Source organism: Vibrio sp. G-C-1, from assembly GCF_021728015.1.
GTDB lineage: Bacteria > Pseudomonadota > Gammaproteobacteria > Enterobacterales > Vibrionaceae > Vibrio > Vibrio splendidus.
Window position 1 is genome coordinate 190,041 of record NZ_JAKKCR010000009.1, and the last position, 25,350, is coordinate 215,390.

At 44.1% G+C, this 25,350-nt stretch carries 28 protein-coding genes; 17 read left to right on the forward strand and 11 right to left on the reverse strand.

The window, feature by feature from the left end:
- Nucleotides 1-66 precede the first annotated feature (66 nt).
- Entirely contained in the window at nt 67-2,079 is a 2,013-nt protein-coding gene (gene ligA / locus L3V36_RS14910; RefSeq protein ID WP_102576337.1) for an NAD-dependent DNA ligase LigA, read from the reverse strand.
- A 92-nt stretch (nt 2,080-2,171) separates the two neighbouring features.
- Nucleotides 2,172-3,215 (reverse strand): cell division protein ZipA, encoded by a 1,044-nt coding sequence (zipA, locus tag L3V36_RS14915; RefSeq protein WP_017085969.1) that lies wholly within the window; start codon nt 3,213-3,215, stop codon nt 2,172-2,174.
- Between the two features lie 229 nt (nt 3,216-3,444).
- Here zipA and cysZ point away from each other — a divergent pair, with 229 nt between their 5' ends.
- From cysZ to crr, 5 genes are all read left to right on the forward strand, one after another.
- Entirely contained in the window at nt 3,445-4,203 is a 759-nt protein-coding gene (gene cysZ / locus L3V36_RS14920; RefSeq protein ID WP_017085970.1) for a sulfate transporter CysZ, read from the forward strand.
- 222 nt (nt 4,204-4,425) lie between these two features.
- Entirely contained in the window at nt 4,426-5,394 is a 969-nt protein-coding gene (gene cysK / locus L3V36_RS14925) for a cysteine synthase A (RefSeq protein WP_102576338.1), read from the forward strand.
- 302 nt (nt 5,395-5,696) lie between these two features.
- Nucleotides 5,697-5,954: an HPr family phosphocarrier protein gene (locus L3V36_RS14930; protein WP_004734263.1), complete on the forward strand. Its 258-nt coding sequence runs from the start codon at nt 5,697-5,699 to the stop codon at nt 5,952-5,954.
- A gap of 153 nt (nt 5,955-6,107) precedes the next feature.
- On the forward strand, nt 6,108-7,832 hold the full coding sequence (gene ptsI, locus L3V36_RS14935; protein ID WP_017079443.1) for a phosphoenolpyruvate-protein phosphotransferase PtsI: 1,725 nt from the start codon (nt 6,108-6,110) through the stop codon (nt 7,830-7,832).
- 106 nt (nt 7,833-7,938) lie between these two features.
- Nucleotides 7,939-8,448: a PTS glucose transporter subunit IIA gene (crr, locus tag L3V36_RS14940; protein WP_004737851.1), complete on the forward strand. Its 510-nt coding sequence runs from the start codon at nt 7,939-7,941 to the stop codon at nt 8,446-8,448.
- 589 nt (nt 8,449-9,037) lie between these two features.
- Here the strand turns inward: crr and L3V36_RS14945 are convergent.
- From L3V36_RS14945 to L3V36_RS14960, 4 genes are all read right to left on the reverse strand, one after another.
- A complete protein-coding gene (locus tag L3V36_RS14945) occupies nt 9,038-10,171 on the reverse strand; it encodes a flagellin (protein WP_004736189.1) in 1,134 nt (377 codons plus the stop codon).
- Between the two features lie 297 nt (nt 10,172-10,468).
- Nucleotides 10,469-11,602, reverse strand: coding sequence for a flagellin (locus L3V36_RS14950; RefSeq protein ID WP_208774927.1), 1,134 nt, complete (start codon nt 11,600-11,602; stop codon nt 10,469-10,471).
- Nucleotides 11,603-11,723: 121 nt separating this feature from the next.
- On the reverse strand, nt 11,724-12,647 hold the full coding sequence (locus tag L3V36_RS14955) for a Dyp-type peroxidase (protein WP_208774925.1): 924 nt from the start codon (nt 12,645-12,647) through the stop codon (nt 11,724-11,726).
- A gap of 65 nt (nt 12,648-12,712) precedes the next feature.
- On the reverse strand, nt 12,713-13,174 hold the full coding sequence (locus L3V36_RS14960) for a DUF2919 domain-containing protein (RefSeq protein ID WP_029222110.1): 462 nt from the start codon (nt 13,172-13,174) through the stop codon (nt 12,713-12,715).
- A 109-nt stretch (nt 13,175-13,283) separates the two neighbouring features.
- Between L3V36_RS14960 and L3V36_RS14965 the strand changes: the two genes are divergently transcribed.
- Nucleotides 13,284-13,628, forward strand: coding sequence for a DUF2956 domain-containing protein (locus L3V36_RS14965; protein ID WP_102441408.1), 345 nt, complete (start codon nt 13,284-13,286; stop codon nt 13,626-13,628).
- A gap of 12 nt (nt 13,629-13,640) precedes the next feature.
- A complete protein-coding gene (locus L3V36_RS14970) occupies nt 13,641-13,973 on the forward strand; it encodes a DUF4156 domain-containing protein (protein ID WP_102447198.1) in 333 nt (110 codons plus the stop codon).
- A 129-nt stretch (nt 13,974-14,102) separates the two neighbouring features.
- On the opposite strand, the gene L3V36_RS14975 is transcribed toward L3V36_RS14970, so the two are convergent.
- Entirely contained in the window at nt 14,103-14,390 is a 288-nt protein-coding gene (locus tag L3V36_RS14975) for a helix-turn-helix domain-containing protein (protein WP_004734273.1), read from the reverse strand.
- 205 nt (nt 14,391-14,595) lie between these two features.
- On the opposite strand from L3V36_RS14975, the gene L3V36_RS14980 reads away from it, so the two are divergent.
- The 4 genes from L3V36_RS14980 to L3V36_RS14995 all read left to right on the forward strand — a co-directional run bounded on the left by L3V36_RS14980 (nt 14,596) and on the right by L3V36_RS14995 (nt 17,118).
- The gene (locus L3V36_RS14980) at nt 14,596-14,943 is read left to right on the forward strand and encodes an ArsC family reductase (protein ID WP_017079437.1); all 348 of its coding nucleotides are present in this window, start codon (nt 14,596-14,598) and stop codon (nt 14,941-14,943) included.
- A 99-nt stretch (nt 14,944-15,042) separates the two neighbouring features.
- Entirely contained in the window at nt 15,043-16,179 is a 1,137-nt protein-coding gene (dapE, locus tag L3V36_RS14985; RefSeq protein WP_017086262.1) for a succinyl-diaminopimelate desuccinylase, read from the forward strand.
- A 46-nt stretch (nt 16,180-16,225) separates the two neighbouring features.
- Nucleotides 16,226-16,900 carry a M15 family metallopeptidase gene (locus L3V36_RS14990; RefSeq protein WP_102447199.1) on the forward strand — a complete coding sequence of 225 codons (675 nt, stop codon included), beginning with the start codon at nt 16,226-16,228 and terminating at the stop codon, nt 16,898-16,900.
- 8 nt (nt 16,901-16,908) lie between these two features.
- A complete protein-coding gene (locus L3V36_RS14995) occupies nt 16,909-17,118 on the forward strand; it encodes a DUF2897 family protein (protein ID WP_004734277.1) in 210 nt (69 codons plus the stop codon).
- Between the two features lie 166 nt (nt 17,119-17,284).
- On the opposite strand, the gene bamC is transcribed toward L3V36_RS14995, so the two are convergent.
- Nucleotides 17,285-18,331, reverse strand: coding sequence for an outer membrane protein assembly factor BamC (gene bamC / locus L3V36_RS15000; protein ID WP_017079433.1), 1,047 nt, complete (start codon nt 18,329-18,331; stop codon nt 17,285-17,287).
- 49 nt (nt 18,332-18,380) lie between these two features.
- Complete coding sequence (gene dapA / locus L3V36_RS15005) at nt 18,381-19,259, reverse strand: 4-hydroxy-tetrahydrodipicolinate synthase (protein ID WP_004734279.1); 879 nt, start codon at nt 19,257-19,259, stop codon at nt 18,381-18,383.
- Nucleotides 19,260-19,633: 374 nt separating this feature from the next.
- Between dapA and L3V36_RS15010 the strand changes: the two genes are divergently transcribed.
- The gene (locus tag L3V36_RS15010; protein WP_017079431.1) at nt 19,634-20,176 is read left to right on the forward strand and encodes a glycine cleavage system protein R; all 543 of its coding nucleotides are present in this window, start codon (nt 19,634-19,636) and stop codon (nt 20,174-20,176) included.
- 12 nt (nt 20,177-20,188) lie between these two features.
- Complete coding sequence (gene bcp, locus L3V36_RS15015; RefSeq protein ID WP_065681342.1) at nt 20,189-20,659, forward strand: thioredoxin-dependent thiol peroxidase; 471 nt, start codon at nt 20,189-20,191, stop codon at nt 20,657-20,659.
- Between the two features lie 138 nt (nt 20,660-20,797).
- On the opposite strand, the gene L3V36_RS15020 is transcribed toward bcp, so the two are convergent.
- Nucleotides 20,798-21,874: an AI-2E family transporter gene (locus tag L3V36_RS15020; RefSeq protein ID WP_065681343.1), complete on the reverse strand. Its 1,077-nt coding sequence runs from the start codon at nt 21,872-21,874 to the stop codon at nt 20,798-20,800.
- Complete coding sequence (locus L3V36_RS15025) at nt 21,867-22,106, reverse strand: sulfurtransferase TusA family protein (protein ID WP_004734311.1); 240 nt, start codon at nt 22,104-22,106, stop codon at nt 21,867-21,869. The genes L3V36_RS15020 and L3V36_RS15025 overlap by 8 nt, the downstream gene beginning before the upstream one ends.
- Before the next feature lie 178 nt (nt 22,107-22,284).
- On the opposite strand from L3V36_RS15025, the gene L3V36_RS15030 reads away from it, so the two are divergent.
- The 4 genes from L3V36_RS15030 (at nt 22,285) to L3V36_RS15045 (ending at nt 25,263) form a co-directional block, all read left to right on the forward strand.
- Nucleotides 22,285-23,739 (forward strand): M48 family metallopeptidase, encoded by a 1,455-nt coding sequence (locus tag L3V36_RS15030; RefSeq protein WP_065681344.1) that lies wholly within the window; start codon nt 22,285-22,287, stop codon nt 23,737-23,739.
- A gap of 139 nt (nt 23,740-23,878) precedes the next feature.
- Nucleotides 23,879-24,229: an arsenate reductase (glutaredoxin) gene (gene arsC / locus L3V36_RS15035; RefSeq protein WP_017096174.1), complete on the forward strand. Its 351-nt coding sequence runs from the start codon at nt 23,879-23,881 to the stop codon at nt 24,227-24,229.
- Nucleotides 24,230-24,235: 6 nt separating this feature from the next.
- Entirely contained in the window at nt 24,236-24,829 is a 594-nt protein-coding gene (gene wrbA, locus L3V36_RS15040) for an NAD(P)H:quinone oxidoreductase (RefSeq protein WP_017096173.1), read from the forward strand.
- Complete coding sequence (locus L3V36_RS15045; protein WP_004734315.1) at nt 24,826-25,263, forward strand: DUF2069 domain-containing protein; 438 nt, start codon at nt 24,826-24,828, stop codon at nt 25,261-25,263. Before wrbA ends, L3V36_RS15045 begins: the two co-directional genes overlap by 4 nt.
- The last annotated feature ends 87 nt before the right edge of the window (nt 25,264-25,350 follow it).

Genomic DNA, 25,350 nt, shown 5'->3' on the forward strand with positions numbered 1-25,350 from the left:
GTAGCAGATACAAAAAAAGCACTCCCTTTAAAGGAGTGCTTTTGAGCTTTTTTTACCTTGGTTTACTTACGAAATAAGTGCAATTAGATCTTCTTCTGTTCTTATTTCGATACCTAAATCTTGTGCTTTAGTCAGTTTAGAACCCGCAGCTTCACCAGCGAATAAGATATCCGTTTTCTTAGACACGCTACCAGTCACTTTTGCGCCTAAAGCCTGCAAAGCGGCTTTCGCTTCACTGCGTCCTAATTTAGACAGTGAGCCCGTCAACACGACCACTTTGCCTTCTAACGGTAGCTCTTGGTCATCTGCAACAGCTTCGATTGTAGGCCAGTTAACACCAAGCTCTAGCAACTGTTCGACTACGGCTCTGTTTTTCTCCTGCGAGAAGAAGCTTGTGAGGTGACTTGCTACGATGTCGCCAATATCTGACACTTCAACCAACTGCTCATGAGTGGCAGCTTGAACCAACTCCAACGTCTTAAAGTGCTGAGCTAAGTTCATAGCCGTCGCTTCACCCACTTCGCGAATCCCTAAAGAATAAAGAAAACGGGCTAATGTAGTGTCTTTGGCTTTATTCAGCGCACTCACTACATTCTGTGCCGATTTAGGCCCCATACGGTCAAGAACCGTAATCACGCCAGCGCTTAACTTAAAGAGATCGGCTGGAGTTTCTACCATTTCACGGTCTACAAGCTGCTCTATCACTTTTACGCCAAGACCATCAACATCCAGAGCCTTTCTAGACACAAAGTGCTTAAGCGCTTCTTTACGCTGTGCCTGACAGACTAAGCCACCAGTACAACGCGCTACAGCCTCTCCCTCAACGCGCTCTACTGCAGAGTTACATACAGGGCAAGCATCAGGGAATACAATATCTTTTACCGACTCAGGACGACGATCGAGTACCACAGCCACAATTTGAGGGATAACGTCACCAGCACGACGGATAATCACGCTATCGCCTACCTTCACACCTAAGCGAGCAATCTCATCAGCGTTGTGCAACGTGGCATTGCTTACCGTCACACCACCAACAAAGATAGGTTCTAGTTTAGCCACCGGCGTAATTGCACCTGTACGACCCACCTGAAACTCAACATCGTTAAGTAACGTAATCTCTTCTTGAGCAGGAAACTTGTATGCAATAGCCCAACGAGGCGCTCGCGCAACAAAGCCTAGAGTCACTTGTGCGGCAATGTCATCAACCTTAATCACCACACCGTCAATCTCATAAGCCAGTGCATCACGACGATTCATAATATCTTGATAGTACGCTTTTACGTCCTCAAGCGAGCTTAGCTGCTTAGTTTCAGGACACATTGGCAAACCCCAGCCTTTCAGCTGCAAGAAGCGTTGATAGTGGCTATTTGAAAGCTCAGCCCCTTGCACAACACCGACACTGTAAGCGTAAAAAGCTAATGGACGTTTCGCTGTAATGCGAGAATCAAGCTGACGTAAACTACCTGCAGCGGCATTGCGTGGGTTAACAAAAACTTTGTCGCCCTTCTTCAATGCCATCTCATTCAGCTTATCGAAGCCTGCTTTGGGCATAAACACTTCACCACGAACCTCAATCCGTTGTGGCCAACCTTCGCCTTGCAACTTAAGTGGAATAGAGCTGATCGTTCGTACGTTTTCTGTGATGTTTTCGCCAGTAGCGCCATCACCACGCGTTGCTGCCTGAACTAAGGTGCCATTTACATAGAGTAGGCTTACCGCTAAGCCATCAAGCTTAGGCTCACAACAGAAAGTCTTAAGATTGGCCATTGGCGCTCTATCAGACATTCGCTTATTGAACGCATCTAAATCTTCATCAGAGAATGCATTATCCAGAGAAAGCATCGGGATCTCATGAGTCACTTGAGTGAAACCATCGAGAGGCTGACCACCGACACGTTGGCTCGGAGAATCTACCGTCACTAGCTCCGGGTTCTCTTCTTCGATCTTTAGCAACTGTTGCATTAATCGATCGTACTCGACATCAGGGATCTCAGGGCTATCTTCTACGTAATAACGAACGGCATGATAGTGCAGAGTTTCTCTTAACTGCTCTAAGGTAACTTGAATCGATTCTTTCATATCATTCTCTGTCGTGATTGAAATATCAAAAAGGGCTCCCTTAGGAGCCCTTTTCTATAAATATAGATTATTTACAAGGCTAAACAATACGGCTAGGCATTCGTAGCCGTCATAAAGTCTCTGATTTGCTTGCGGCAGTCTGACAAACGATTGGGCGTCATTAAGTTACGTGACTCGTCCAAAACGTTTCCGCCCATATCATCAGCAATTTTCTGAGCTGCACTCAGCATTACATTGAAGTTCTGATCAGCTTGACCGTAACAAGGCAGCGTCATGAAGAACGAAATACCTTTCGTTGTAAAGTCGGCGGGATCATCATGTTCTAGAGTTCCGGGCTGCATCATGTTCGCAACACTAAAAATAACTTTTGGCTCATCGCTAGATTGTGCAAAGCAATGGTAGATAGACATCTCACCATAAGTTAGGCCGTTATTCTCCATACTACGGAAAAGTTCAGTCCCTACAAACGGGATCTCTCCAGCACAGTGAACATTAAGAACAATCACTTCTAAGCCAAGTTCTTCATCTGGCTTAGCTTCTTCAACAGGCGCGGCGCTTTGTGGAGCAACGACCTCTTTCGAAACAAGCGGTTCACTTGGCGTCAATGATTCACTAGGAACGAGTGGCTCGGTAACCGAATCAGAAGCTTCTTCAAACGAACCGTACTGCTCTTGAAAACCAGCATGACTTTCTTTTTGCTCGTCAGTCAATTCAAAGCTTGGAACCTCTGGTTCAGTGGCCTCTTGTATGTCTTCAGGTTCACTCTCGATCTGAACTGGTTCTTCTTTAACACTGAAAGAAGGAAGATCATTCAATTCGATGTCGTCTTCGATAACTTCTTTCGTTTGTGGCGCAGTAAGTGGATCTGAGTCAATCAGCGGATCAGTCTCAGATGGTGAGACTGCAAAATCCGGCTCTTTACGCTCTTTTCGGATTATCTCAAAATCATCTTCTGGGGCGAATGAACGGTTTGGGATCGTTTCTGCTTCATCTAAGCTGTCGTTATCAAGCTTACCAAGCGGCTTATCTCCAAACTTTGCTTTCCCTTCTTTTTTACTCGTCCATAGACCATGGAACAATAATGCGGCGATAGCTAATGCGCCAACAATAATGAGTACAAATCGCAATTCCTGCATTTTTCGCTCTCAGCTTTCTTAGTCGACTAGCTATAAACACGCTGTCACTAAGTTGGGTTAATTTGGCTAATCTCACTACTCTATCAAAAGTAGCCACTGTTTTAGAACAACTTAATACAATTAGTTCCTTACATGGTGTGATTTTCACCACGCTTTTTTTCTTAATTTCGGTCTAGTACACTAGGGATGTTTGCTATTTAACCAAATTCACATGTGACCTAATTTAAATATGACTATTGAATCTGTTCCCCGCTCAGGCTTTGGCTATTTTATTTTCGGAATAAAAATCGCTTTGTCGCCGAGCATTCGTAAGTTTGTACTAATGCCACTTATTGCTAACGTGTTACTCGTTGGTGGTGCCTTGTTTTATATCTTCTCCAACCTAAACACTTGGATTGAGGGCTGGATTGGCACATTACCAAGCTTTTTGTCGTGGTTGTCATACATTCTATGGCCACTACTTGTGTTAACCGTCTTGGCCACGTTTTCGTATTTCTTTAGTACGCTCGCTAACTTCATTGCCGCACCTTTCAATGGGTTGCTCGCAGAAAAGGTAGAAGAGCTGCTCAGTGGCAAAAAAGTGAATGACGATGGTTTGCTGGATGCACTCAAAGATACTCCACGTATTTTAGCGAGAGAATGGCGCAAGCTTGTCTATATTCTGCCAAAAGCGATAGGTTTATTCCTACTTTTGTTAATTCCAGCACTGGGACAAACCGTTGCACCGTTTTTATGGTTCATTTTCACAGCATGGATGTTAGCGATCCAGTACGCCGACTATCCATTTGATAACCATAAAATCAAATTTGATGATATGAGAAACAATTTGAAACAAAAACAAGGTAAGAGCTACAGCTTCGGTGCACTTGTGTCTGTTTTCACAACGATTCCAATTTTAAATCTGATCGTCATGCCCGTTGCCGTCTGCGGCGCTACTGCAATGTGGGTTGCTGAGTTTAAAGACCAAGCTCTGCGTTCTCGTCTATAACCTTCATTCTCTCTTTAACACGCCTATCTTTTTGAAGTTCTGAACACAATAAAGATAGGCGTGAACTCTGCTACATATCTATATGATATAACTTTTTAATCCTTTTACCTTTTTTTCAACTTGTTTAATCTAAATTCAAGCTAAACAAACATCGAAAGACACTAGACGGTAAAGTGATTGATATACTACGTTTAGTTCTGTCATTAAATGAAGGAATATCGCATGAGCAAGATCTACGAAGATAACACCCTAACGATTGGTAACACACCGCTAGTCCGCCTTAACAAAGTAAGCAAAGGCAACGTTCTAGCTAAGATTGAAGCTCGTAACCCAAGCTTCAGCGTTAAGTGTCGTATCGGTTCAAACATGATCTGGGAAGCAGAAAAAGCAGGAACTTTAAAACCAGGTATCGAGCTTGTTGAACCTACCAGTGGTAATACAGGTGTTGCTCTTGCATTCGTAGCAGCCGCTCGCGGTTACCAGCTAACGCTAACGATGCCTGAGTCAATGAGCCTAGAGCGTCGTAAGTTGCTTAAAGCACTAGGTGCAAACTTAGTACTGACTGAAGCACCAAAAGGCATGAACGGCGCGATAGCTAAAGCAGAAGAAATTGTCGCTTCAGACCCAGAAAAGTATCTGCTACTTCAGCAATTCAACAACCCAGCTAACCCACAAATTCACGAGAAGACAACTGGCCCTGAAATTTGGGAAGCAACAGATGGCGAAATCGATGTATTTGTCGCTGGCGTAGGTACCGGCGGTACGCTTACTGGTACAAGCCGTTACATTAAAGGCGAGAAAGGTAAAGCGATCACTTCAGTAGCGGTTGAACCAGCAGAATCTCCAGTGATTGCACAAGCGCTTGCTGGCGAAGAAATCAAACCAGCTCCACACAAAATCCAAGGTATTGGTGCAGGCTTTATCCCTGGAAACCTAGATTTAGACCTTATCGACCGTGTAGAGCCAGTAACTTCTGAAGAAGCGATTGAGATGGCTCAACGCCTAATGAAAGAAGAAGGTATTCTTGCGGGAATCTCATCTGGCGCAGCGGTAGTAGCGGCGAACAGAATCGCGGAACTACCTGAATTTTCAGGAAAAACCATTGTCACCGTACTGCCAAGCTCTGGCGAACGTTACCTAAGTACAGCCCTATTTGCAGGCATCTTTACGGAGAAAGAGAACCAACAATAATATGTGGTCAAATCAATTTTTCGTCCAAAAAAGCCCCGTTTAGGGGCTTTTTTGTTGATCCCTGCCCCACCTTTGGTAATATCGGGTCTGTTTTATTTTTCGCTTCAAAATAAAAGAAGCAATAAACAAATTCTGAAAGTCATGAGTACTCAACAAAAGACGACCATGGCTGGATAAAAATTTATAACCAGTCTAAGTTCTAACACGAACATGGCGTACTAGCCTCTAGCGCATTTGGGCTAAAGCAGTTAAGCTAATCTGGTTACAAACTTACAAAAAATAAATTAATTGGGGTATATAAAATGTACGAGAAGCAAGTAGAAATCACAGCAGAAAACGGCCTTCACACACGTCCAGCTGCACAGTTCGTTAAAGAAGCAAAATCTTTCGACGCTGACATCACAGTGACTTCTAACGGCAAAAGCGCTAGCGCGAAAAGCCTGTTCAAACTACAAACTTTAGGCCTAGTAAAAGGTACTAACGTTACTATTTCAGCTGAAGGCCCTCAAGCTCAGCAAGCTGTAGACCACCTAGTTGCTCTTATGGATCAACTACACTAATACGGTCTCCTTCTTTCAAAGCCATTTTGCACAGCAAAGTGGCTTTGTTCGAAATAGATAGCAATTCGAAATAGATAGCGATAAGCGCGACATTAGTCGACGACTTAAAGTCACACATTCTCCCGTTTACAGTTGAACAACTAAGGTAAGGCTATGATTTCAGGCATCCTAGCATCTCCTGGTATTGCTTTCGGTAAAGCACTACTACTTCAAGAAGATGAAATTGTCCTAAACACTCAATCTATCTCAGACGATCAAGTTGAAGCAGAAGTTCAGCGTTTTTTTGACGCTCGTAACAAATCTTCTCAACAACTTGAAGTTGTAAAGCAAAAAGCACTTGAAACTTTTGGCGAAGAAAAAGAAGCAATCTTTGAAGGCCATATCATGCTGCTTGAAGATGAAGAGCTAGAAGAAGAGATTTTAGCACTCATCAAGAAAGACAAAATGCACGCAGACAACGCGATCTACACAGTGATCGAAGAGCAAGCTGTTGCACTTGAGTCACTTGATGATGAGTACCTAAAAGAACGTGCGACTGATATCCGTGATATCGGTACTCGCTTCGTTAAAAATGCACTAGGCATTAACATTGTGTCTCTAGCAGATATCAATGAACAAGTTATCCTAGTTGCTTACGACCTAACGCCATCTGAAACTGCACAAATCAACCTAGACTACGTTCTTGGTTTCGCTTGTGACATCGGCGGTCGTACATCTCATACTTCAATCATGGCACGTTCACTTGAGCTTCCAGCTATCGTTGGTACTAACGATATCACTAAGCAAGTTAAGAACGGCGACATGCTTGTGCTAGACGCGATGAACAATAAGATCATCATCAACCCTTCTGACGCTGAATTAGCAGAAGCTAAAAAAATCAAATCTGATTTTGAAGCAGAAGCGGCTGAACTAGCAAAACTTAAAGACCTACCAGCTATCACACTTGATAACCATCAAGTAGAAGTTTGCGGCAACATCGGTACAGTTAAAGACTGTGACGGTATCCTGCGCAACGGTGGCGAAGGTGTTGGTCTGTACCGTACTGAATTCCTATTCATGGACCGTACTGCACTTCCTACTGAAGAAGAGCAATACGTTGCTTACAAAGAAGTAGCTGAAGCAATGCACGGTGAGTCAGTGATTATCCGTACTATGGATATCGGTGGCGATAAAGATCTACCATACATGGATCTTCCACAAGAGATGAACCCTTTCCTAGGCTGGCGTGCAGTACGTATCAGCTTGGATCGTCGTGAAATCTTACGTGACCAACTACGCGGCATTCTTCGTGCGTCTGCACACGGTAAGCTACGTATCATGTTCCCAATGATCATTTCTATTGAAGAGATCCGTGAACTGAAAAAAGCAATCGAAGAGTACAAAGTTGAACTTCGCGCTGAAGGTCATGCTTTCGATGAAGACATCGAAATTGGCGTAATGGTTGAGACTCCAGCAGCTGCTGCAATCGCACACCACCTTGCTAAAGAAGTGGCTTTCTTCTCTATCGGTACTAACGATCTAACGCAATACACTCTTGCAGTTGACCGTGGTAACGAGATGATTTCTCATCTTTACAACCCACTATCTCCAGCGGTTCTTCTTGTAATCAAGCAAGTAATCGATGCTTCTCATAAAGAAGGCAAATGGACAGGTATGTGTGGCGAGCTAGCAGGCGATGAGCGTGCAACTCTACTTCTTCTTGGTATGGGTCTAGATGAGTTCTCTATGAGCGGTATCTCTATCCCTAAAGTTAAGAAAGTAATCCGTAACTCTAACTTCGCAGAAGTTAAAGCTATGGCTGACGAAGCACTATCTCTACCTACAGCTGCAGAAATTGAAGCTTGCGTAGAAAAATTCATCGCTGAGAAAACTCAGTAATCACCAAGAGCTTAATAAAGTTAGACGGCTAAAAATAGTCGTCTAATTTGTTAGATTGGTATAGTATATTCTACAGAATAAAACTAAACGTTAGGAGCATGACACAATGGGTCTGTTTGACAAACTGAAAAAGCTTGTATCTGATGACAGCGCTGATGCTGGTGCAATCGAAATCATCGCACCTCTTTCTGGTGAAATCGTAAACATCGAAGACGTGCCAGATGTAGTTTTCGCTGAAAAAATCGTTGGTGACGGCATCGCTATCAAACCAGCTGGCGATAAAATGGTAGCTCCAGTTAACGGTACTATCGGTAAGATCTTCGAAACTAACCACGCATTCTCTATCGAGTCTGACGACGGTGTTGAGCTTTTCGTTCACTTCGGTATCGATACTGTTGAACTTAAAGGCGAAGGCTTCACTCGTGTTGCTGAAGAAGGTCAATCTGTTAAAGCTGGTGACACTATCATCACTTTCGACCTAGCGCTTCTAGAAGAGAAAGCGAAATCTACGCTTACTCCAGTTGTTATCTCTAACATGGACGAAATCAAGGAGCTGAACAAGCTTTCTGGTTCTGTAACTGTTGGCGAAACTCCAGTTCTTAAAGTAACTAAGTAATCTCGATTACTTAACTGCTTTAATTAAAACGCTACCTAAGGGTGGCGTTTTTTGTGCCTGTTATATTTGTTCAATACCTCAGATAGGCATTACTGACTATCACACCGAAACCCTTCTCCTAGTTCCCTCAACCAATGACAACTACACTGACCGTTTGTCCCCTGCTATCCGATCTAGTTTTTTACTAAACGTTGTTAAGCGCTATTCAAGGCATTTCGCCTATACATCAAATTACACTTGTGAATTTTAACAAACAGAGATCTCTGATATCTCGTTCTACTCGATTCTGAGATGACGACTAAAGACTTCGATTCAGGTAAACAATGGATCAATACCGCCTATAGTCGTCATTCCCTACAGTGAGGAACGAGCGTGATAGGGAATCTCGCTTTTGCGTCTGCTTACCAGCACTGCACTTTTCCAAATACACCTTCGCCAAATTGCAGGCAATAAAAAACCCAGCCGAAGCTGGGTCTGTTTAGCGCTCATCTCTCACCACGAGCTAATTTGTGGAAGCCTAACGTTAACGTTTATGATCAACAGCGTTTATGATCAACAGCGCTTATAACCAACGTGGCCTTTCAATCGATTAACCTAGTAGGCTAAGTGCCGAGTTCGGTGCTTGCTTAGCTTGAGCAAGGATTGAGCTTGAAGCTTGAGAAAGGATCTGAGACTTAGTCATCTGAGTCGTTTCTTTCGCGAAATCGGTATCTTTAATACGGCTCTTAGATGCGTTAACGTTCTCGTTAATGTTATCTAAGTTACTGATAGCGTGGTCGAAACGGTTTTGGAAAGCACCTAGCTCAGCACGGTGGCTATCTACATATTTAAGTGCCGCATCGATTACAGCTACAGACTCTTGTGCACCGCCAACTGATGTTACGTCGATAGTATCAACCGTTACGTCTTTACCAGGTTGCATACCTAGTTCACCAGCAAGGCTACCTGAGAATGCCACTTCGCCTTCAACTTTGTTGTTGCCAGTAAACATTTGCAGCTTACCGTCTTCAGTTACAGACGCTTTAACAGAATCTTGTTGACCGTTGATGTACGTTGCTAGCTCTTCGATGTCGTCGCCCGCTTTCGCAGACACATCGATTTCTTGTGCTTGGCCGAAGTTATCAGTGAACGACATTTTTAGGTCGTTTGCGCCAGCTTGAACGTTCCAGTCTTTGTCTTTCGCGTTCTCAGTTTGGTAGCTTTTACCACCCATCTGAGCGTTATCAGAGCGCATGTCTTTCAGTTGAAGCATTACCGCTTCACCGTTGTCCGCACCGATTTGGAATGATTTAGTACCGTGAGTACCGTTAAGCAGCTTATTGCCACCAAAAGACGTGGTTTCTGCAATACGGTTCAGTTCGTCGTTCAGTGCTGTTACTTCTTCTTGAATCGCTACACGCTCTGATTTTGAGTTTGAGCCGTTTGAAGATTGTAGAGACAAATCACGCATACGTTGCAGGATGTTCGTTGTCTCGTTCATTGCACCTTCAGCAGTTTGTGCAATAGAGATACCGTCATTCGCGTTACGGACAGCAACATCAAGACCACGACTCTGAACGTTCAAACGGTTCGAGATTTGTAGGCCCGCAGCGTCATCTTTCGCGCTGTTGATTTTAGAGCCTGAAGCTAGACGCTCCATTGATGTTTGTTGTGCGCTGTTTGCGTTGTTTAGGTAACGTTGCGCTGTCATCGCTGAAACGTTTGTATTTACATTCACTGCCATGGTGACTTCTCCAATTGATTTTCCGGTATAGCGGTTTCCGACGTCTCGGAAAACCAAGTAGTTATCTCTAAGTTACTATTAATAACGGCGTGAATGCTGAAACCTTTAGGAAAAAAACAACAAAATTAACGAAATAGAGAGAAAGGGGAAGAAAGCGTGACTGGCAGTGAAATTATCAAAAAAAGATGAGAAAAACACTAAAGTTGTCGATAAGTCGGTCGAGCGAAAAGTTGTGCTTTTATTAACCAAAGGGCTTTAGTTAAGCTGAATTGCCTTTATAAGATTCGAAGTGATTTATTAACCTAACAAGGTTAAGGCAAGATTGGGCGCTTGCTTAGCTTGAGCCAAAATAGTGGTACTGACTTGTTGCAGTATTTGTTGCTTGAGCATTTGAGTGGTTTCTTTAGCGTAGTCGGTATCTTTGATTCGGCTGTTGGATGTCGCCAAGTTTTCATGAACATTTTCAAGGTTATTGATGGCATGATCAAAACGATTTTGCATTGCCCCTAGTTCAGAACGATGACTATCAACATACTTCATCGCTGTATCCAAAATAGAGACAGCACGCTGCGCGCCACCTACATCAGTCACATTGATGTCATCGACTGATTCGTAATAACCCGCCGACATCGAAAGTTCACTGGCTAACGAACCTGAGAAAGAGATCGTGCCTGCAGTGTCTTCGCCAGACATATAGATCTGAAGCTGCCCTTCATCATTGACGGAAGCAGAGACGAGATCCGTTTGACCATTAATATAAGTCGCCAACTCTTCAATATCATCACCTGCTTTAGCATTAATGGTGAGCTCTTGTGGCTGACCAGAACGGTCGGTAAACGACATCGTCATATCATTCTGGTTGGATTTGACTGCCCACGAGTCACTTGCCATGCCATTGGCGACATAGCTAAAACCACCCATGTTGATGTCATCGGTACGCATATTTTTCAAACCTATCTGCACCGCTTCACCAGAACTGCCACCGATTTGAAATGAAGAACTACCAAAGCTACCGTTAAGGAGTTTTTTACCACCAAACGAGGTGGTTTCAGCAATTCGATTCAACTCATCATTTAGAGCTGTCACTTCTTCTTGAATAGCCGTCCTTTCCGACTGGCTATTCGAACCATTACTCGCCTGCAGTGACAAATCTCGCATACGCTGCATGATATTGGTGGTTTCATTCATCGCTCCTTCTGCTGTCTGCATAATGGAGATACCGTCGTTAGCATTTCGAACCGCAACATCAATGCCACTCATCTGTGCTTCTAATCGATTCGAGATTTGTAAGCCAGCCGCATCGTCTTTTGCACTATTAATACGGCTCCCTGAAGCTAAGCGCTCCAAAGATTGATTCAGCATGTTATTAGCATTAAAGAGGTTTCTCTGAGCTACTAAAGCTGAGATATTTGTATTAACAGTTATAGCCATAGACCTTCACTTACAAAAATATGAATAAAACTCACGATTGCTCTTATATCGACCAATTCATATAAAGCTTTAATAAAAAAGGAGCCCTGAGGCTCCCGTTCTTTACTGCATATGAGGTGATTTACTTAATCGTTAATGCACTCAACATGTCAGTCGAAGGCGCAAAGTAGTAAGCGCCTGTCACTGCTTTAGTAAAGCGAAGCAGTTGGTCTGTTTTACCATCTGTTACGCCGTACATGCTCTCTATCATCGCATCGAAGTTATGACGAACATTACAGTAAGCAATGAACAGTAAGCCGTGATCGCCCGTAGCGGTACCGTAAGGTAGGCTGTGACGAACAATCTTAAGACCCTTGCCTTCTTCTTTGATATCTACGCGACCAACGTGAGACGCCGCTGGAACATCATCTAGCTCGATAGAGTCCGGTTTAGTGCGGCCAACCACTTTCTCTTGTGCTGAGACATTCAATCGATTCCAAGCTGGCAGGTTGTGCACAAAACGCTGCACCATCACATAACTACCACCAGCGAATTCACCTTCAGGAACAATCGCTACTTCAGCGCGCTGTGCGTCTTTTGGATTTTCAGTGCCATCAACGAAATCAGTCATGTCACGAGAATCTAGGAAGCGGTAACCGTAGGTTTCATCAACTACTTCAACGTCCGCTGCTACTTCAGATAGCAATTTACGTAAGATAAAGAAGTGCAGATCGTGTCTATTTGAATGACAGTGAATCAGAACATCAGACAATGTGCTCGGTGCAGTGACATCACCTTCACCAAGCGCAGGAAAATCAATCAAATCAGAGGGAGCAGCTTGCTCGAACTTATCCCAAAAAGCTTTTGAAAACGCAACTGATGCCGTTAAGTTCGCATCTGGTTGAGTTTGGTTTAATTCGTCGATTAAACTCGGAAGCTTTTGAAGTTCCGCTAATACGCTAGCAGCGTTCTCATTCACTTTTAGTTGAACATAAAGAGCGAAAGGCCCTGCTTCTGGCAAGATAGCACTTTGAATTTTAGGCTGCTCATTTGAGGTGTTAAGCATAGATTAATCCTTTCATTTTTAGCTTCTAAGTATAATTGTGAATGGGGCAAATGTTTTGATGAAAATCAGTCTTCGTGCTCAACCACTTTAAAGCAATCCCTGGCAGCATGGCTATTGGTTAGATAAAGCGCTAACCATAGGAGCAACAATAGGGTGATAGCATTAGACCAACGGAACCATCCGTTATCTAAATAGATTAAATAAAGTGTATGGGTTCCTTGTGCCAAGATAGCCATCATGGAGACCCAACGTCCCCATGAAACCACTTTATTAAGGCGCTTTCTATCTGGTGATCTGAGTCCAAACAACCACATGAGTAACAAGCTCGGAATACTCAATGCAATCCCAACATAAAACATTTGATGATCTGGATAGATGATTTCGAGGATATCAGTGCCCGACTCTCGGCTTGCACCTGCAACAATGAAAACGACCAAAGCTTTCGCCAGAAATAGCCAACCTAACCATAATAGGATTGGGGCTTTTAAGAAGCCGTGCTTGTCGTATTGTTCTATGGAGTACCGCACAAATCTCACTTTCACTTATTTTCAAACCAACACTTTAACGCAAATCATTCATACTTAACTAGGTTTGCGTTATCTTATTGGTTAATCCGTTTTAATTATCGAACTCAGTATGAAAAAGAAAACTAATACACCATCTGTTGAATCTCAACAAGAAGCACTGAAGATAGCCAAAGCGACGCAAAAGCCAGCTCAAACCAAAGAACAAACCAAGTTGATTGCTCAAGGTATCGAGAAAGGCATCGCACTCTATAAAAAGCAGCAGAAAGAACGTGGCCGCCAAGCCGATAAAGCTAAAAAGCGCGTACAAAAAGAGAAGCAGACTCTACAAACGAACCAAGACCAAGAACAGAATGTCGACTCGGATAATGAAACAACATCAAATCACGCCAGTAAATTGCCGTGGTTATTATTGTTCGCAAGTTGGATAGGCTTCGCGATTTATTTGATGAAATAACAGGATAAGCGTATGAAAAAGGAATTAATCGCTTTGGCTATGAGTAGCGTGTTACTCGGTTGCACGACACCGACATCAATGCCTCATAGCGAAGCTGCCAACGTGCAAATGGATTACCATGGCGTGATTAATATCGATAAATGTAAGTATAAAGGGGAAGTCACTGGCAGCGAGGGCCATTGGTATAGTTACCTGTTTTACCCAAATGACACCTTGATTCAGGGCGCGATGAATGAGCTCAAGTCAAATACGATTGAGCTAGGTGCAGATACCGTGATATTTACACTTCCCCAAGACTTTTCCACTTCCGTGACTATGTTGGGCACTGCCTACCTGTGTAAGTAGGTAGAAACTGTATAAGTAGGTAGAAATATAGTTAGACAGCTCAGCGCTCAAATGAGCGAGATGCTACCTCTTCTATTTCGATTTCGATTTCTACTTCTACTGCAAAAAAGAAAGCCAGCTTTCGCTGGCTTATGCACTAAATCCAAGGCTTGTTGCTATATCGCCTTTACGCTGGATAACCCATTGACTATCAAATGGACCCCAGTCGGATAACTGGTAATAGCCATCATTATGACGTCGCCCATCTTGAACAAACATAAGTTCGATACCGATCCCCGGTAACGCCTTGAGTACATCTTGAATAGTACGACGAGGCCAACCCGTTTTTTCGATGAGTTTAGGCACATTTGGCCTATCAAGGCTTTCCACTAACAATGCTAAATATAGCCGCCTTGCAAAAACAGGACTCAACTCCATTGACACCTCCTATATATGTGCAACTCAATTATTTCTTTTTTCGCTGACAACATGTTGAGGTTGATCAATAAGTCTCCAATAGTGACATTTTCTTACTGTTTTTTTTCACTCTATGAAATATTCCTCACTCTATTTTGTCTGAATTGCAGCTTCCTGATAGGATTCAACTCATAACAACGAAATAAAATCACCCAAAGGAAGAACAATGACTATCACTATGTTTGGCATTCCGAACTGCGACACCATTAAAAAAGCAAAGAAATGGCTCGAAGCTGAAGGGATCAAGTTCGAATTTCACGATTATCGCAAACAAGGCATCACTGAAGAGTTGGTTACGACCTTCTGTTCAGAACTTGGCTGGGAACTTGTATTGAACAAACGTGGTACGACTTATCGCCAACTTTCACAAGAACAGAAAGATACATTAACGGAAGACAAAGCCGTGACTCTGCTTGTTGAACAACCAGCAATGATTAAGCGACCAATACTAAAAGTAGACGGTAAGCTTCATATCGGATTTAAAGCAGACCAATACGCCGCTATTTTTGCTTAGAGCACTGTATTTAGATAGACAGACTACTGGACGTTGATCGTTAAATCAGCGCCCTAAAAATTAATGACTAGACGTTTTATTTAAACAAGGAATTCAAGGATGACAGATAGCCCAACTTTGGCTCTGGCAAAAGACCTCATTAGCCGCCAATCAGTAACCCCTGAAGATGCAGGCTGCCAAGATTTAATGATTGAACGCTTAAAAGCACTCGGCTTCGAAATCGAAGTGATGGTATTTGAAGATACGACGAACTTTTGGGCCCGCCGTGGTACAGACGCGCCTCTATTTGCCTTTGCAGGCCACACCGATGTTGTACCTGCAGGCCCAATTGAGCAGTGGCACACCAAACCATTCGAACCGACTATCGTAGATGGTTTCCTACACGGTCGCGGCGCGGCAGACATGAAAGGCTCTTTGGCTTCAATGATCGTTGCTGTCGAGCAATTCATTGCTAAACACCCAGACCACACCGGCTCAATCGGTTTCTTGATCACTTCAGATGAAGAAGGCCCTTTCATCAACGGTACAGTCCGTGTTGTTGAAGCACTAATGGCCCGTGGTGAAAACATCGATATGTGTATTGTTGGTGAACCATCAAGTACTGAGTATGTTGGTGACGTTGTAAAGAACGGCCGTCGTGGTTCTATTACTGGCGATCTCACGATTAAAGGCACACAAGGTCATGTTGCCTACCCTCACCTAGCGAACAATCCAGTACACAGCTCTCTACTTGCGATCAACGAACTGGCAACGACCGAGTGGGACAAAGGTAATGACTACTTCCCACCAACCAGCTTCCAGATCCCAAATGTAAGTGCGGGCACGGGTGCGTCAAACGTCATTCCTGGTGAATTTAATGTTCAGTTTAATCTTCGCTTTAGTACAGAATTAAACAACGACATCATCGTTGAACGAATCACAAATACGCTCGACAAGTATGATTTCGAATACGATTTGAAATGGACATTCAATGGCGACCCGTTCTTAACAGACGCAGGCTCACTGCTTGATGCTATTGTTGATGCCGTTGGCCACGTTAATGACGTAAAACCAGCACTACTGACTACAGGTGGTACATCTGACGGACGCTTTATTGCGCGCATGAAAGGGCAAGTCGTAGAGCTAGGTCCGGTTAATGCCACCATTCACAAGGTTAACGAATGCGTGAAAGTGGCTGACTTAGAGAAGCTAACCGACATGTATGAGAGAACATTAGTGAACCTGTTCGCTAAATAGTTTTTTCATCAGCGATTGATAGCATCTAATTATTGAGAGACGCGTTATGACACCAGAGCAGCTTACCGGGCAATCAGATTCTCATCTGGAACCTAACCTGATTGGCACCAAGACATTCTTGGTTCACAGTAATGTCAAAGATGACCTAAACAGTTTGATTGAAGCTGCTCAACTCGCTGGCTTTAAAATGGAGATTGCCAGTGGCTTTCGCGACTATGAAAGGCAATCTCTGATTTGGAACCGTAAGTTTTCTGGTGAAGCACCAATATTAGACTCAGAAAGCCAAACACTTGATGCATCAACACTTAGTGAACATCAAAAGTTGTCAGCGATACTGAGGTGGTCTGCACTGCCTGGGGCGAGTCGTCACCATTGGGGATCTGACTTTGATGTATTTGCTCGTAATCACTTACCTGAAGGCACACAGCTGCAACTGGAACCATGGGAATACCTTACTGGCCACCAGCAAGCGTTTTACCAATGGCTTTATGCCAATGCATCTCAATTTGGGTTCTTCTTTCCGTACAGCCAAGACCTCGGCGGTGTGGCGATAGAACCATGGCATATCAGCCATCGAAAAGTATCGGAGTTGTGTTTATCACAGTTATCTCCCTCTTTACTTGGCAAGCAACTCCAATCTAAGCCAATATTAGGGTATGGGATTATTATGGAGCAGCTAGACGAGATCTATGCGCGCTTCGTGGCGAATATCAGTCATTAGGAGCGCTTATGTTGGAGTGGCTTACAAACCCTTGGGTGATCATCATCATCGTGGTTAGCGTTGTGGTGGGTAATATTGCTGCGCTCAAACAGACCGCCAATATGGATCTGACAGGTCGTAACAAAACAGAGAAAGACTTAGACAAGCTCAATCAATTGGATAAACAGAACCAAGAGAAAGCTCAAAAAGATGAGTCTACGGACAACAAAGACGCTTAATTTTGTAGCTCTAAGGAGCCAATCTAATTTGCTAATAATCCGCTGACGACTAATCAACGAATACAAAAAAGAGGACACAATGTGTCCTCTTTTTTATTGGCTTTAGCTAACCACAGGGCTGATATGACTTACTCTGTGGTTTTTCAGCTATGCTCACTCAGCTTACTTACTCTGCATCAGCTTCTTTGTCATCTTTGGTTTGGTCAGCAACATGTGCTAATACCGGTACCATTGACTTCAGTAGCTCTTCTTCTACTGGCTTACCTGATGCATCCGTTACGTTAATTGACGTACGGTTACCAAGATCACCAAACAAGAAGGTGTAAGTGCCTGGAGCCAAATCAATGGGTTGTAGGCCAATTGTTTCCCAGAATTCATCATCTGGCGCAGCATACTTAGCTTTTACAGTACCTTGAGACTGGTTACGCTCTTCAAGCTCAAAGCCCATCGTCGGTAGCAAGGTAGGCAAACGCTGCCACAATACATTGTATGGAGTACGAGCAATGATCACAGGGAAGCCACTGCGGTCAGCACCCATTGAGATTGGAATGCGTTTAACCAGCTCTTGTGCTTTCAACGCTGCTTCGGCACGAAGGTTTTCATCGTACTTAGCCATCACTAGGTTCGTTAAGAACGCGTTGTAACGCTCCTTATTGGTTGCCGATACCGGCTTCTCTTCAGAGCCTTCACGCCAATCGATAAGGTTGATCTTGAAGCCATGGCGGTTGTTCGCTTGGAAACGAGAGATAGAGTAGCGACTGCCGATCTCTACTTCTTCATCTTCAGAAACCCAAGTAACCCAATCGGTCTCAATATCGTTTTCTGACTGTTCACGAATACCAATGCCACGTTGTGCCAGCATATCTACAGCCGTTTGCCACACGCGGTCTGCTTCTTCAGCACGAAGAAGCCATAGTGTCACTTCACCATTCTGACGCTCAGATCGAGCACCTGGGATCAGCTCAAGAACCTGTTGCGGCGGACGAATATCCACTTCACGGCCTGTACCACCACTGAACTCACCACTTGGGATGTCAAAATTTGGATAGAACTGAGGTTGAGCATCTTCAGGCAACTGCCATTGTGAAAACTCAGGTGTTTCTAAGTATTCGAAATCATCTTTGGCTTGGCGACGTTGAGTCGGGCTGCCAGAACATGCTGTAAGAACGAAAACAGCCAGTGACCCAATCACTAGCTGGTGAGAATACTTCATTTATACTCCTAAATGCCGAAGGTTCACTTCGGCATCACTTCATACGTTTTTAGTAAATGCACGCTTCAGTCATTGCTTGAGCAACAACGGGTTGAGCTGGCTTTGACAATTCAGTCAACGGTAGACGTAAGCCACCTTCAGCAATCAGACCCATTTTATGAACCGCCCATTTTACGGGAATAGGGTTGGACTCAACGAACAAATTCTTATGTAGAGGCATTAAACGCTCATTGATCGCTTCTGCTTCTTCAAACTTGCCTTCTTTCGCTAACTTGAACATGGTTGCCATATCAGCGGCTGCAACATTGTTTGTTACAGAGATTACGCCATCGCCACCACGCTTAACAAATTCTAGACCTGTTAAGTCATCACCACTTAGTAAGATAAAATCTTCGCCACAAAGTTCACGGTGAATTGCAATTCTGTCGAGATCACCCGTCGCATCTTTAAGTGCAACGATGTTTTCGATCTCAGCAAGGCGAGCAACCGTTTCAGGTAACAAGTCTACAGCAGTACGACCTGGTACATTGTATAGGATTTGTGGAACGTCACTGACTTCAGCAATCGCTTTGTAGTGTTGGTACAAACCTTCTTGAGTCGGTTTGTTGTAGTAAGGCGTTACGCTCAGGCAACCAGCAATACCAGAACCATTCAGCAAACGGCTGAATAGAACAGATTCGTGAGTTGCATTTGCACCTGTACCAGCGATAACGGGAATACGACCATCAGCAAATTCAACGATCTTATTGACGACTTTGACATGCTCTTCAATAGTGAGTGTTGAAGACTCACCTGTTGTGCCAACCGCAACCAGACCATCACTACCTGCAGCAACATGGTGCTCAACTAACTTTTTAAGGCTGTCGAAATCCACTTCACCATCTGTATTAAATGGCGTAACTAGCGCAACGATACTTCCTGAAAACATGTCTATCTCCCTTAATTTATTCTTTTTGCATGTTACTGTAAGCCAATCAATAAACACAAGACATTAAAGTGGCTTACCGGCAACATCTGCATTAAATATTGTCGTATGTTTGAGGTAAAACGACTTCTAACGGCGTTCTACCGAGAATTTGGGTAACCTGCGCTCAATCTAGCGGATAGCACAGCACTGGATGTCAGTAACAAGTAAGCTGTGCTCTCACCGCTCAATCTCATTTTTTAACGCTCTCGATATTCTTATCATTGGTTGCATGTTAGAAGCAAGGTGCCTCATAAAAAGCCCCGTACGCACGCTTATTCCACGAGCTAACTGTGCTAACATGCATGAATCAATGGAATATAAAGAGACGTGATTTTATGACTCAACATCTAGTAATCACAGCTGTGGGCACAGATCGCCCAGGTGTATGCAACCAAGTGGTTCATTTAGTCACCCAATCAGGCTGTAACATTATTGATAGCCGTATCGCTCTATTTGGCGAAGAATTTACGCTTATCATGCTGCTGTCTGGAAAGGCAAACAACATCACCCGCGTTGAAACCACCCTGCCCTTGCTTGGACAAGAGCACGACTTGATTACGATTATGAAGCGAACCTCAACTCATGATGTGATTGAGAACTCTTACACAGTAGAGGTGTTCGTTGAGTCAGACGATAAAATCGGCCTTACCGAGCAGTTTACCCAGTTCTTCGCAGACCGAAACATCGGCCTCGATTCGTTAAGTGCGCGAACCATCAATAAATCTAAAGTTCAGCTCGATAACGACCAATTCCATATCTCTATTACCGCTTCTGTGCAATCAGAATGTAATTTGATGCAGCTACAAGAAGAATTTGACGCGCTGTGTCAGAGCCTATCCGTACAAGGCTCGCTCAACTTTATCAAAAACAGTTTTTAAAAAGGAAATATCATGAATACGCTAACGGCTGGTGTTCCAGCACCTGCTTTTTCTCTTCCTGATCAAGATGGCAATATCGTATCTCTTGGTGACTTCAAAGGTAAAAAAGTCCTTTTCTATTTTTACCCAAAAGCAATGACTCCAGGTTGTATTGTGCAAGCTGAAGGTCTGCGTGATATCAAAGCACAGCTTGATGACCTAAACGTGGTTGTTTTAGGTGTGAGTGTTGACCCAGTAAAACGCCTACCAAACTTCGTTGAGAAGAAATCTCTAAACTTCACTCTGCTATCAGATGAAGACCACAGCGTTGCTGAGCAGTTTGGCGTTTGGGGAGAGAAGAAATTCATGGGCAAAGTGTACGACGGTCTGCACCGTATTAGCTTCCTAATTGATGAAGAAGGTCAGATTGAACACGTCTTCAACAAGTTCAAGACTAAGACTCACCACGAAGTGGTTCTAGGCTACTTCAATCCAGAAGCTTAATGCTGTTTCTAGTGAATTGATGACCTAATTTCATACCTAGATGATCTAAGTTCACAATTGACTAATCCAAATACAAAAAGGCCGAATATCATGGATATTCGGCCTTTTTAATACTTACTCAACTGTATTGATCTTCAATTACGATTGATGCTCGGGGTCATCGTCGAGAGCATGACTCGGTAAAGCATTCCAAACCGCTTTTACCAGCGTAGCAAGCGGGATAGCAAAGAATACGCCCCAGAATCCCCACAGTCCGCCAAACACCAACACCGCTACAATAATCGCTACTGGGTGTAGGTTCACGGCTTCAGAGAACAAAACCGGAACGAGCACGTTGCCATCTAGCGCTTGGATAATACCGTAAGCCAATAACAGCCAGTAAAACTGAGGCTCTAATCCCCACTGGAACAGGCCAACAATCGCAACTGGAACGGTCACAGCTGCCGCACCGATATAAGGAATCAGTACCGAGAAGCCAACCGCGACAGCCAGCAGAGCTGAATAACGTAAATCTAGAATCGCAAAGGTCACGTAGCTGACACCACCGACGATCAAGATCTCAAGCACCTTGCCGCGAATATAGTTCGAGATTTGTTGGTTCATCTCAACCCAAACCTTGGTCGCTAGACGACGGTTTTTAGGCAACACACCACTCGCCATACTGATCATCTCTTCTTTATCTTTTAGTAAGAAGAAAATAAGCAGCGGCACAAGAATCAAGTAAACCGCAAGCGTAGCCAAGCTCACAAGAGAAGCTAAAGAACCTTTAACAACACTTTCACCAAAGCCTAATGCTTTATTTTTCGCGTTAGACACAATCGATTCAACGATCTGCAAGTTTGCTAATTCAGGATAGCGCTCAGGAATCGTCCCGATGAACTTCTGTAAGCCGCCATACATGCTTGGAATATCATTGATGAGATTACCCACTTGCTCCCAAATGGTAGGCACTAAACCAAACAGCGCCAGCAACATCAGGCTAAAGAACATCATGATGACTAGCATCACCGATGGCGTTCTTGGAACACCAAGTCTTTGGAGTTGGGTAACCGGCCACTCAAGTAAATAAGCCAATACAATAGCCACCAACAATGGCGCGATGAGATGACCAAAGAAGTATATCGTAATAAAGCCGAAGAGAATGATGGCAACCAAACTGACAGCATGGGGATCAGAGAAACGTCGTTTATACCAACGATTGACCATTTCAAGCATCTGACTGCAATTCCTTTTTAGTGACGAGGAGATGATAGTAATTAGAGCAAACCTCAGTGATGACGTCATAGGCTTGCTTAGACAAAAAAGTAACAATATCTTTCATTGAGCTGTTATCAGAGACATAAATTGACAATGATTGCCCTACTTCTAACTTTACACTGTGACGCTTGGCTAATAATAGTGCCATTGGACAGCGCTCTTGGCGTAAATCTAGAATATTAGGTGTCATTCTTGAGCTCGATGCTTATTATAAGGGTCGTATTGTAATCTGTTTTTGAAAACGCGCCATCATTCATTCATCTTCCTTCATGATAGCGCACGCACTCGGCAAAGGTTACATCAGATAAAGAACCAATTTGCATTGCACTTGTCTTACTGTCAGAAGAAACGGAGTATTACTGACTAATATGTTTAAACGCGCTCGCTCAATTGCTTGCTTATGCATCGCAGCTACATTAAGCACCCCAACGTTGGCGAATACCAACAGTTTGGAGCTACCCGATATCGGCACCGCTGCTGGCGGCACCCTCACTATCGACCAAGAACTTATCTATGGTGATGCCTACATGCGCATCATCAGAAGCAGCCAGCCTATCGTAAACGACCCGGTTCTCAACCAGTACATTGATACGCTTGGCCATCGTCTTGTCGCAAGCGCGAATGATGTAAAGACACCTTTCCAGTTCTTTATGATCCGAGACCGCAACATCAACGCCTTTGCATTCTTTGGTGGTTATGTTGCTTTGCACTCAGGTCTGTTCCTGCATGCACAATCTGAAAGTGAGTTGGCTTCAGTATTAGCGCACGAAATCGCGCACGTTACCCAACGTCACTTGGCGCGTAGTATGGAAGATCAAGCTCGTCGTTCTCCAGCAACCATCGCAGCGCTAGCAGCCTCTGTATTATTGGCCATTGCAGCACCTGAAGCAGGTATCGCAGCTCTAACTGCCACAACCGCTGGTAACATGCAGAGCCAGATCAACTACACCCGTAGTAATGAAAAAGAAGCTGACCGCTTTGGTATCAATACACTGGCGAAAGCAGGGTTCGATGTGAATGCGATGCCGCGTTTCTTCGGTCGGTTGGCTGATGAATACCGTTATGCCAGCACACCACCCCCAATGCTGCTGACTCACCCATTACCAGAAGATCGAATCACCGATTCACGCGCTCGCGCTCGCAGCTATCCGCCACTAAAACTGGCCCCATCACTGGACTACCATCTAGCAAGAGCTCGCATTGTCGCGCGCTATGCGGGAATCAACAATGATGCGGCCTTGGACTGGTTTGAACGTAAGCTGAAGAAAGCACCTAAAGCCTTGGTTCCGTCATTAGAGTATGGCCAAGCACTGGTTTACCTAGATTCTAAAAAATTAGATAAAGCTGAGCCGATTCTGACCAAGCTCATCAACAGCGACCCAACCAACCTGTTTTATCTAGATGCCATTTCGGATCTTCACATCGAGAAGAAGCAGCCTGAGATTGCGATTAAGGAACTTAAATCGGCACTGGTTCGTCAACCAAACAACCCAGTTCTGACCATTAACTACGCCAATGCACTGATTGAAAATGAAGACCTACAGGAAGCCGTTCGCGTATTGCAACGTTACACGCACGATAACCCGAACGACACCAACGGCTGGCACCTACTTTCAAAAGTAAATACAAGCCTTGGTAATAGCGACGAAGAACTGGCTGCTCGTGCAGAGATCTTGGCACTGCAAGCCAACTGGAACAAAGCGATTCAGTACTATACGCAGGCTAGTCAAATCGCAGAGCTCGGCAGCCTAAAACAAGCACGTTACGACGCCCGAATTGATCAACTAATGATTCAGCGTGAACGCTTCTTGTCGTTACAGTAAGTGTATTTATTGGCAGCAGTTCGTTGTCAGAGGAAAAAGAAAGCTCAACGTTACATAGAAAAGATGCCACTCAAGTGGCTTCAACTGAACAATTGCTTCAACTGAACAATTAAATCAAAAATAATAATGAGGAAGAACCATGTCCGTCGTGATTTATCATAACCCACGCTGCTCAAAGAGCCGTCAAACTCTCGAACTGCTTGAAGCAAACGGCGTACAGCCAGAAGTTATCAAATACCTAGATACGCCTTTAACTATCGAGCAACTTAAAGTGCTTTTCACGCAGCTTGGTTTTGACAATGTTCGCGAAATGATGCGCACCAAAGAAGCGGATTACAAAGAGGCTAATCTTGGCGATGCATCAGTTACCAATGAAGATCTATTCTCAGCAATGGCGACAAATCCAAAACTGTTTGAACGCCCTGTTGTTGTTGCGAACAACAAAGCAAAGATTGGTCGTCCACCAGAGCAAGTGCTAGAGATTCTGTAAGCCGATATGAGCATCAACATTCTTGTTCTTTACTACAGTCGCCACGGCAACACACAAGCTCTAGCAAGGCAGATTGCACGAGGGGTGGAGTCCATCCCGGACTGTGAAGCCATGTTAAGAACGGTGAACGACGTGTACACGGTAGAAGAGCAGCCTGATTCACGCTATCAACCAACCGATCCTATTGCCTCGTTACAAGAGCTTCGATCTTGTGATGGTTTGGCGCTAGGCAGTCCGGTTTGGTTTGGCAACATGGCCGGGCCAATGAAGCACTTTTGGGACAGCACAACATCACTGTGGATTAATGGCGATCTGATCGATAAGCCAGCTTGCGTGTTTACCTCTTCTTCATCACTGCATGGCGGGCAAGAGACCACACAACAAAGCATGATGTTGCCACTGCTTCACCATGGCATGTTAGTGGTGGGTATCCCCTACTCAGAACCTGCGCTGCACACCACTCAAACCGGTGGCACACCCTATGGTGCGAGTAGTACCGGAGAGAGCGCTTCATTAAGCAAAGATGAAATTGAGTTGGCGCAAAACCTAGGCAAACGCCTAGCGCGCATCGCAATAAACCAGAAGGGAATTTCTCAATGATGTATATGCCAGAGAAGGCGATGTCTCCCACAACCAAGCTATTCCGCTACCTTGCTTTAGCGGGCAACTTGTCGCTTTTATTCTGGGTGATTGCTTGGCAGATGACACTTTCGCCGCACCCTCATCTAAGTAATGTAACGCTTGCGATCGCTTGGGCTATACCGCTGTTACTGCCATTACCGGGCATTCTAGCAGGTAAACCTTATACGCATGCTTGGGCGAACTTTGTCTTAATGCTCTACTTCCTACACGCATTAACTATTTTGTATGTAGACGGTGGCGAGCGCTTATTAGCGGCTGTAGAACTGCTTCTAACGACTCTAGGCTTCGCGGGCAATATCTTATTTACTCGCTTTCGAGCCAAAGAATTAGGCATCAAACTTAAGCGCCTTTCTGAAGTAGAAAAGACCGAGAAAGCTAAGTTCGAGCAGTAACCTGGATTAGGTTGTCCTGATCTAGTATCAATAGAAAAAAGTGACAACAAACAAAAAGCCCTGCGAGATTTCTCTTGCAGGGCTTTT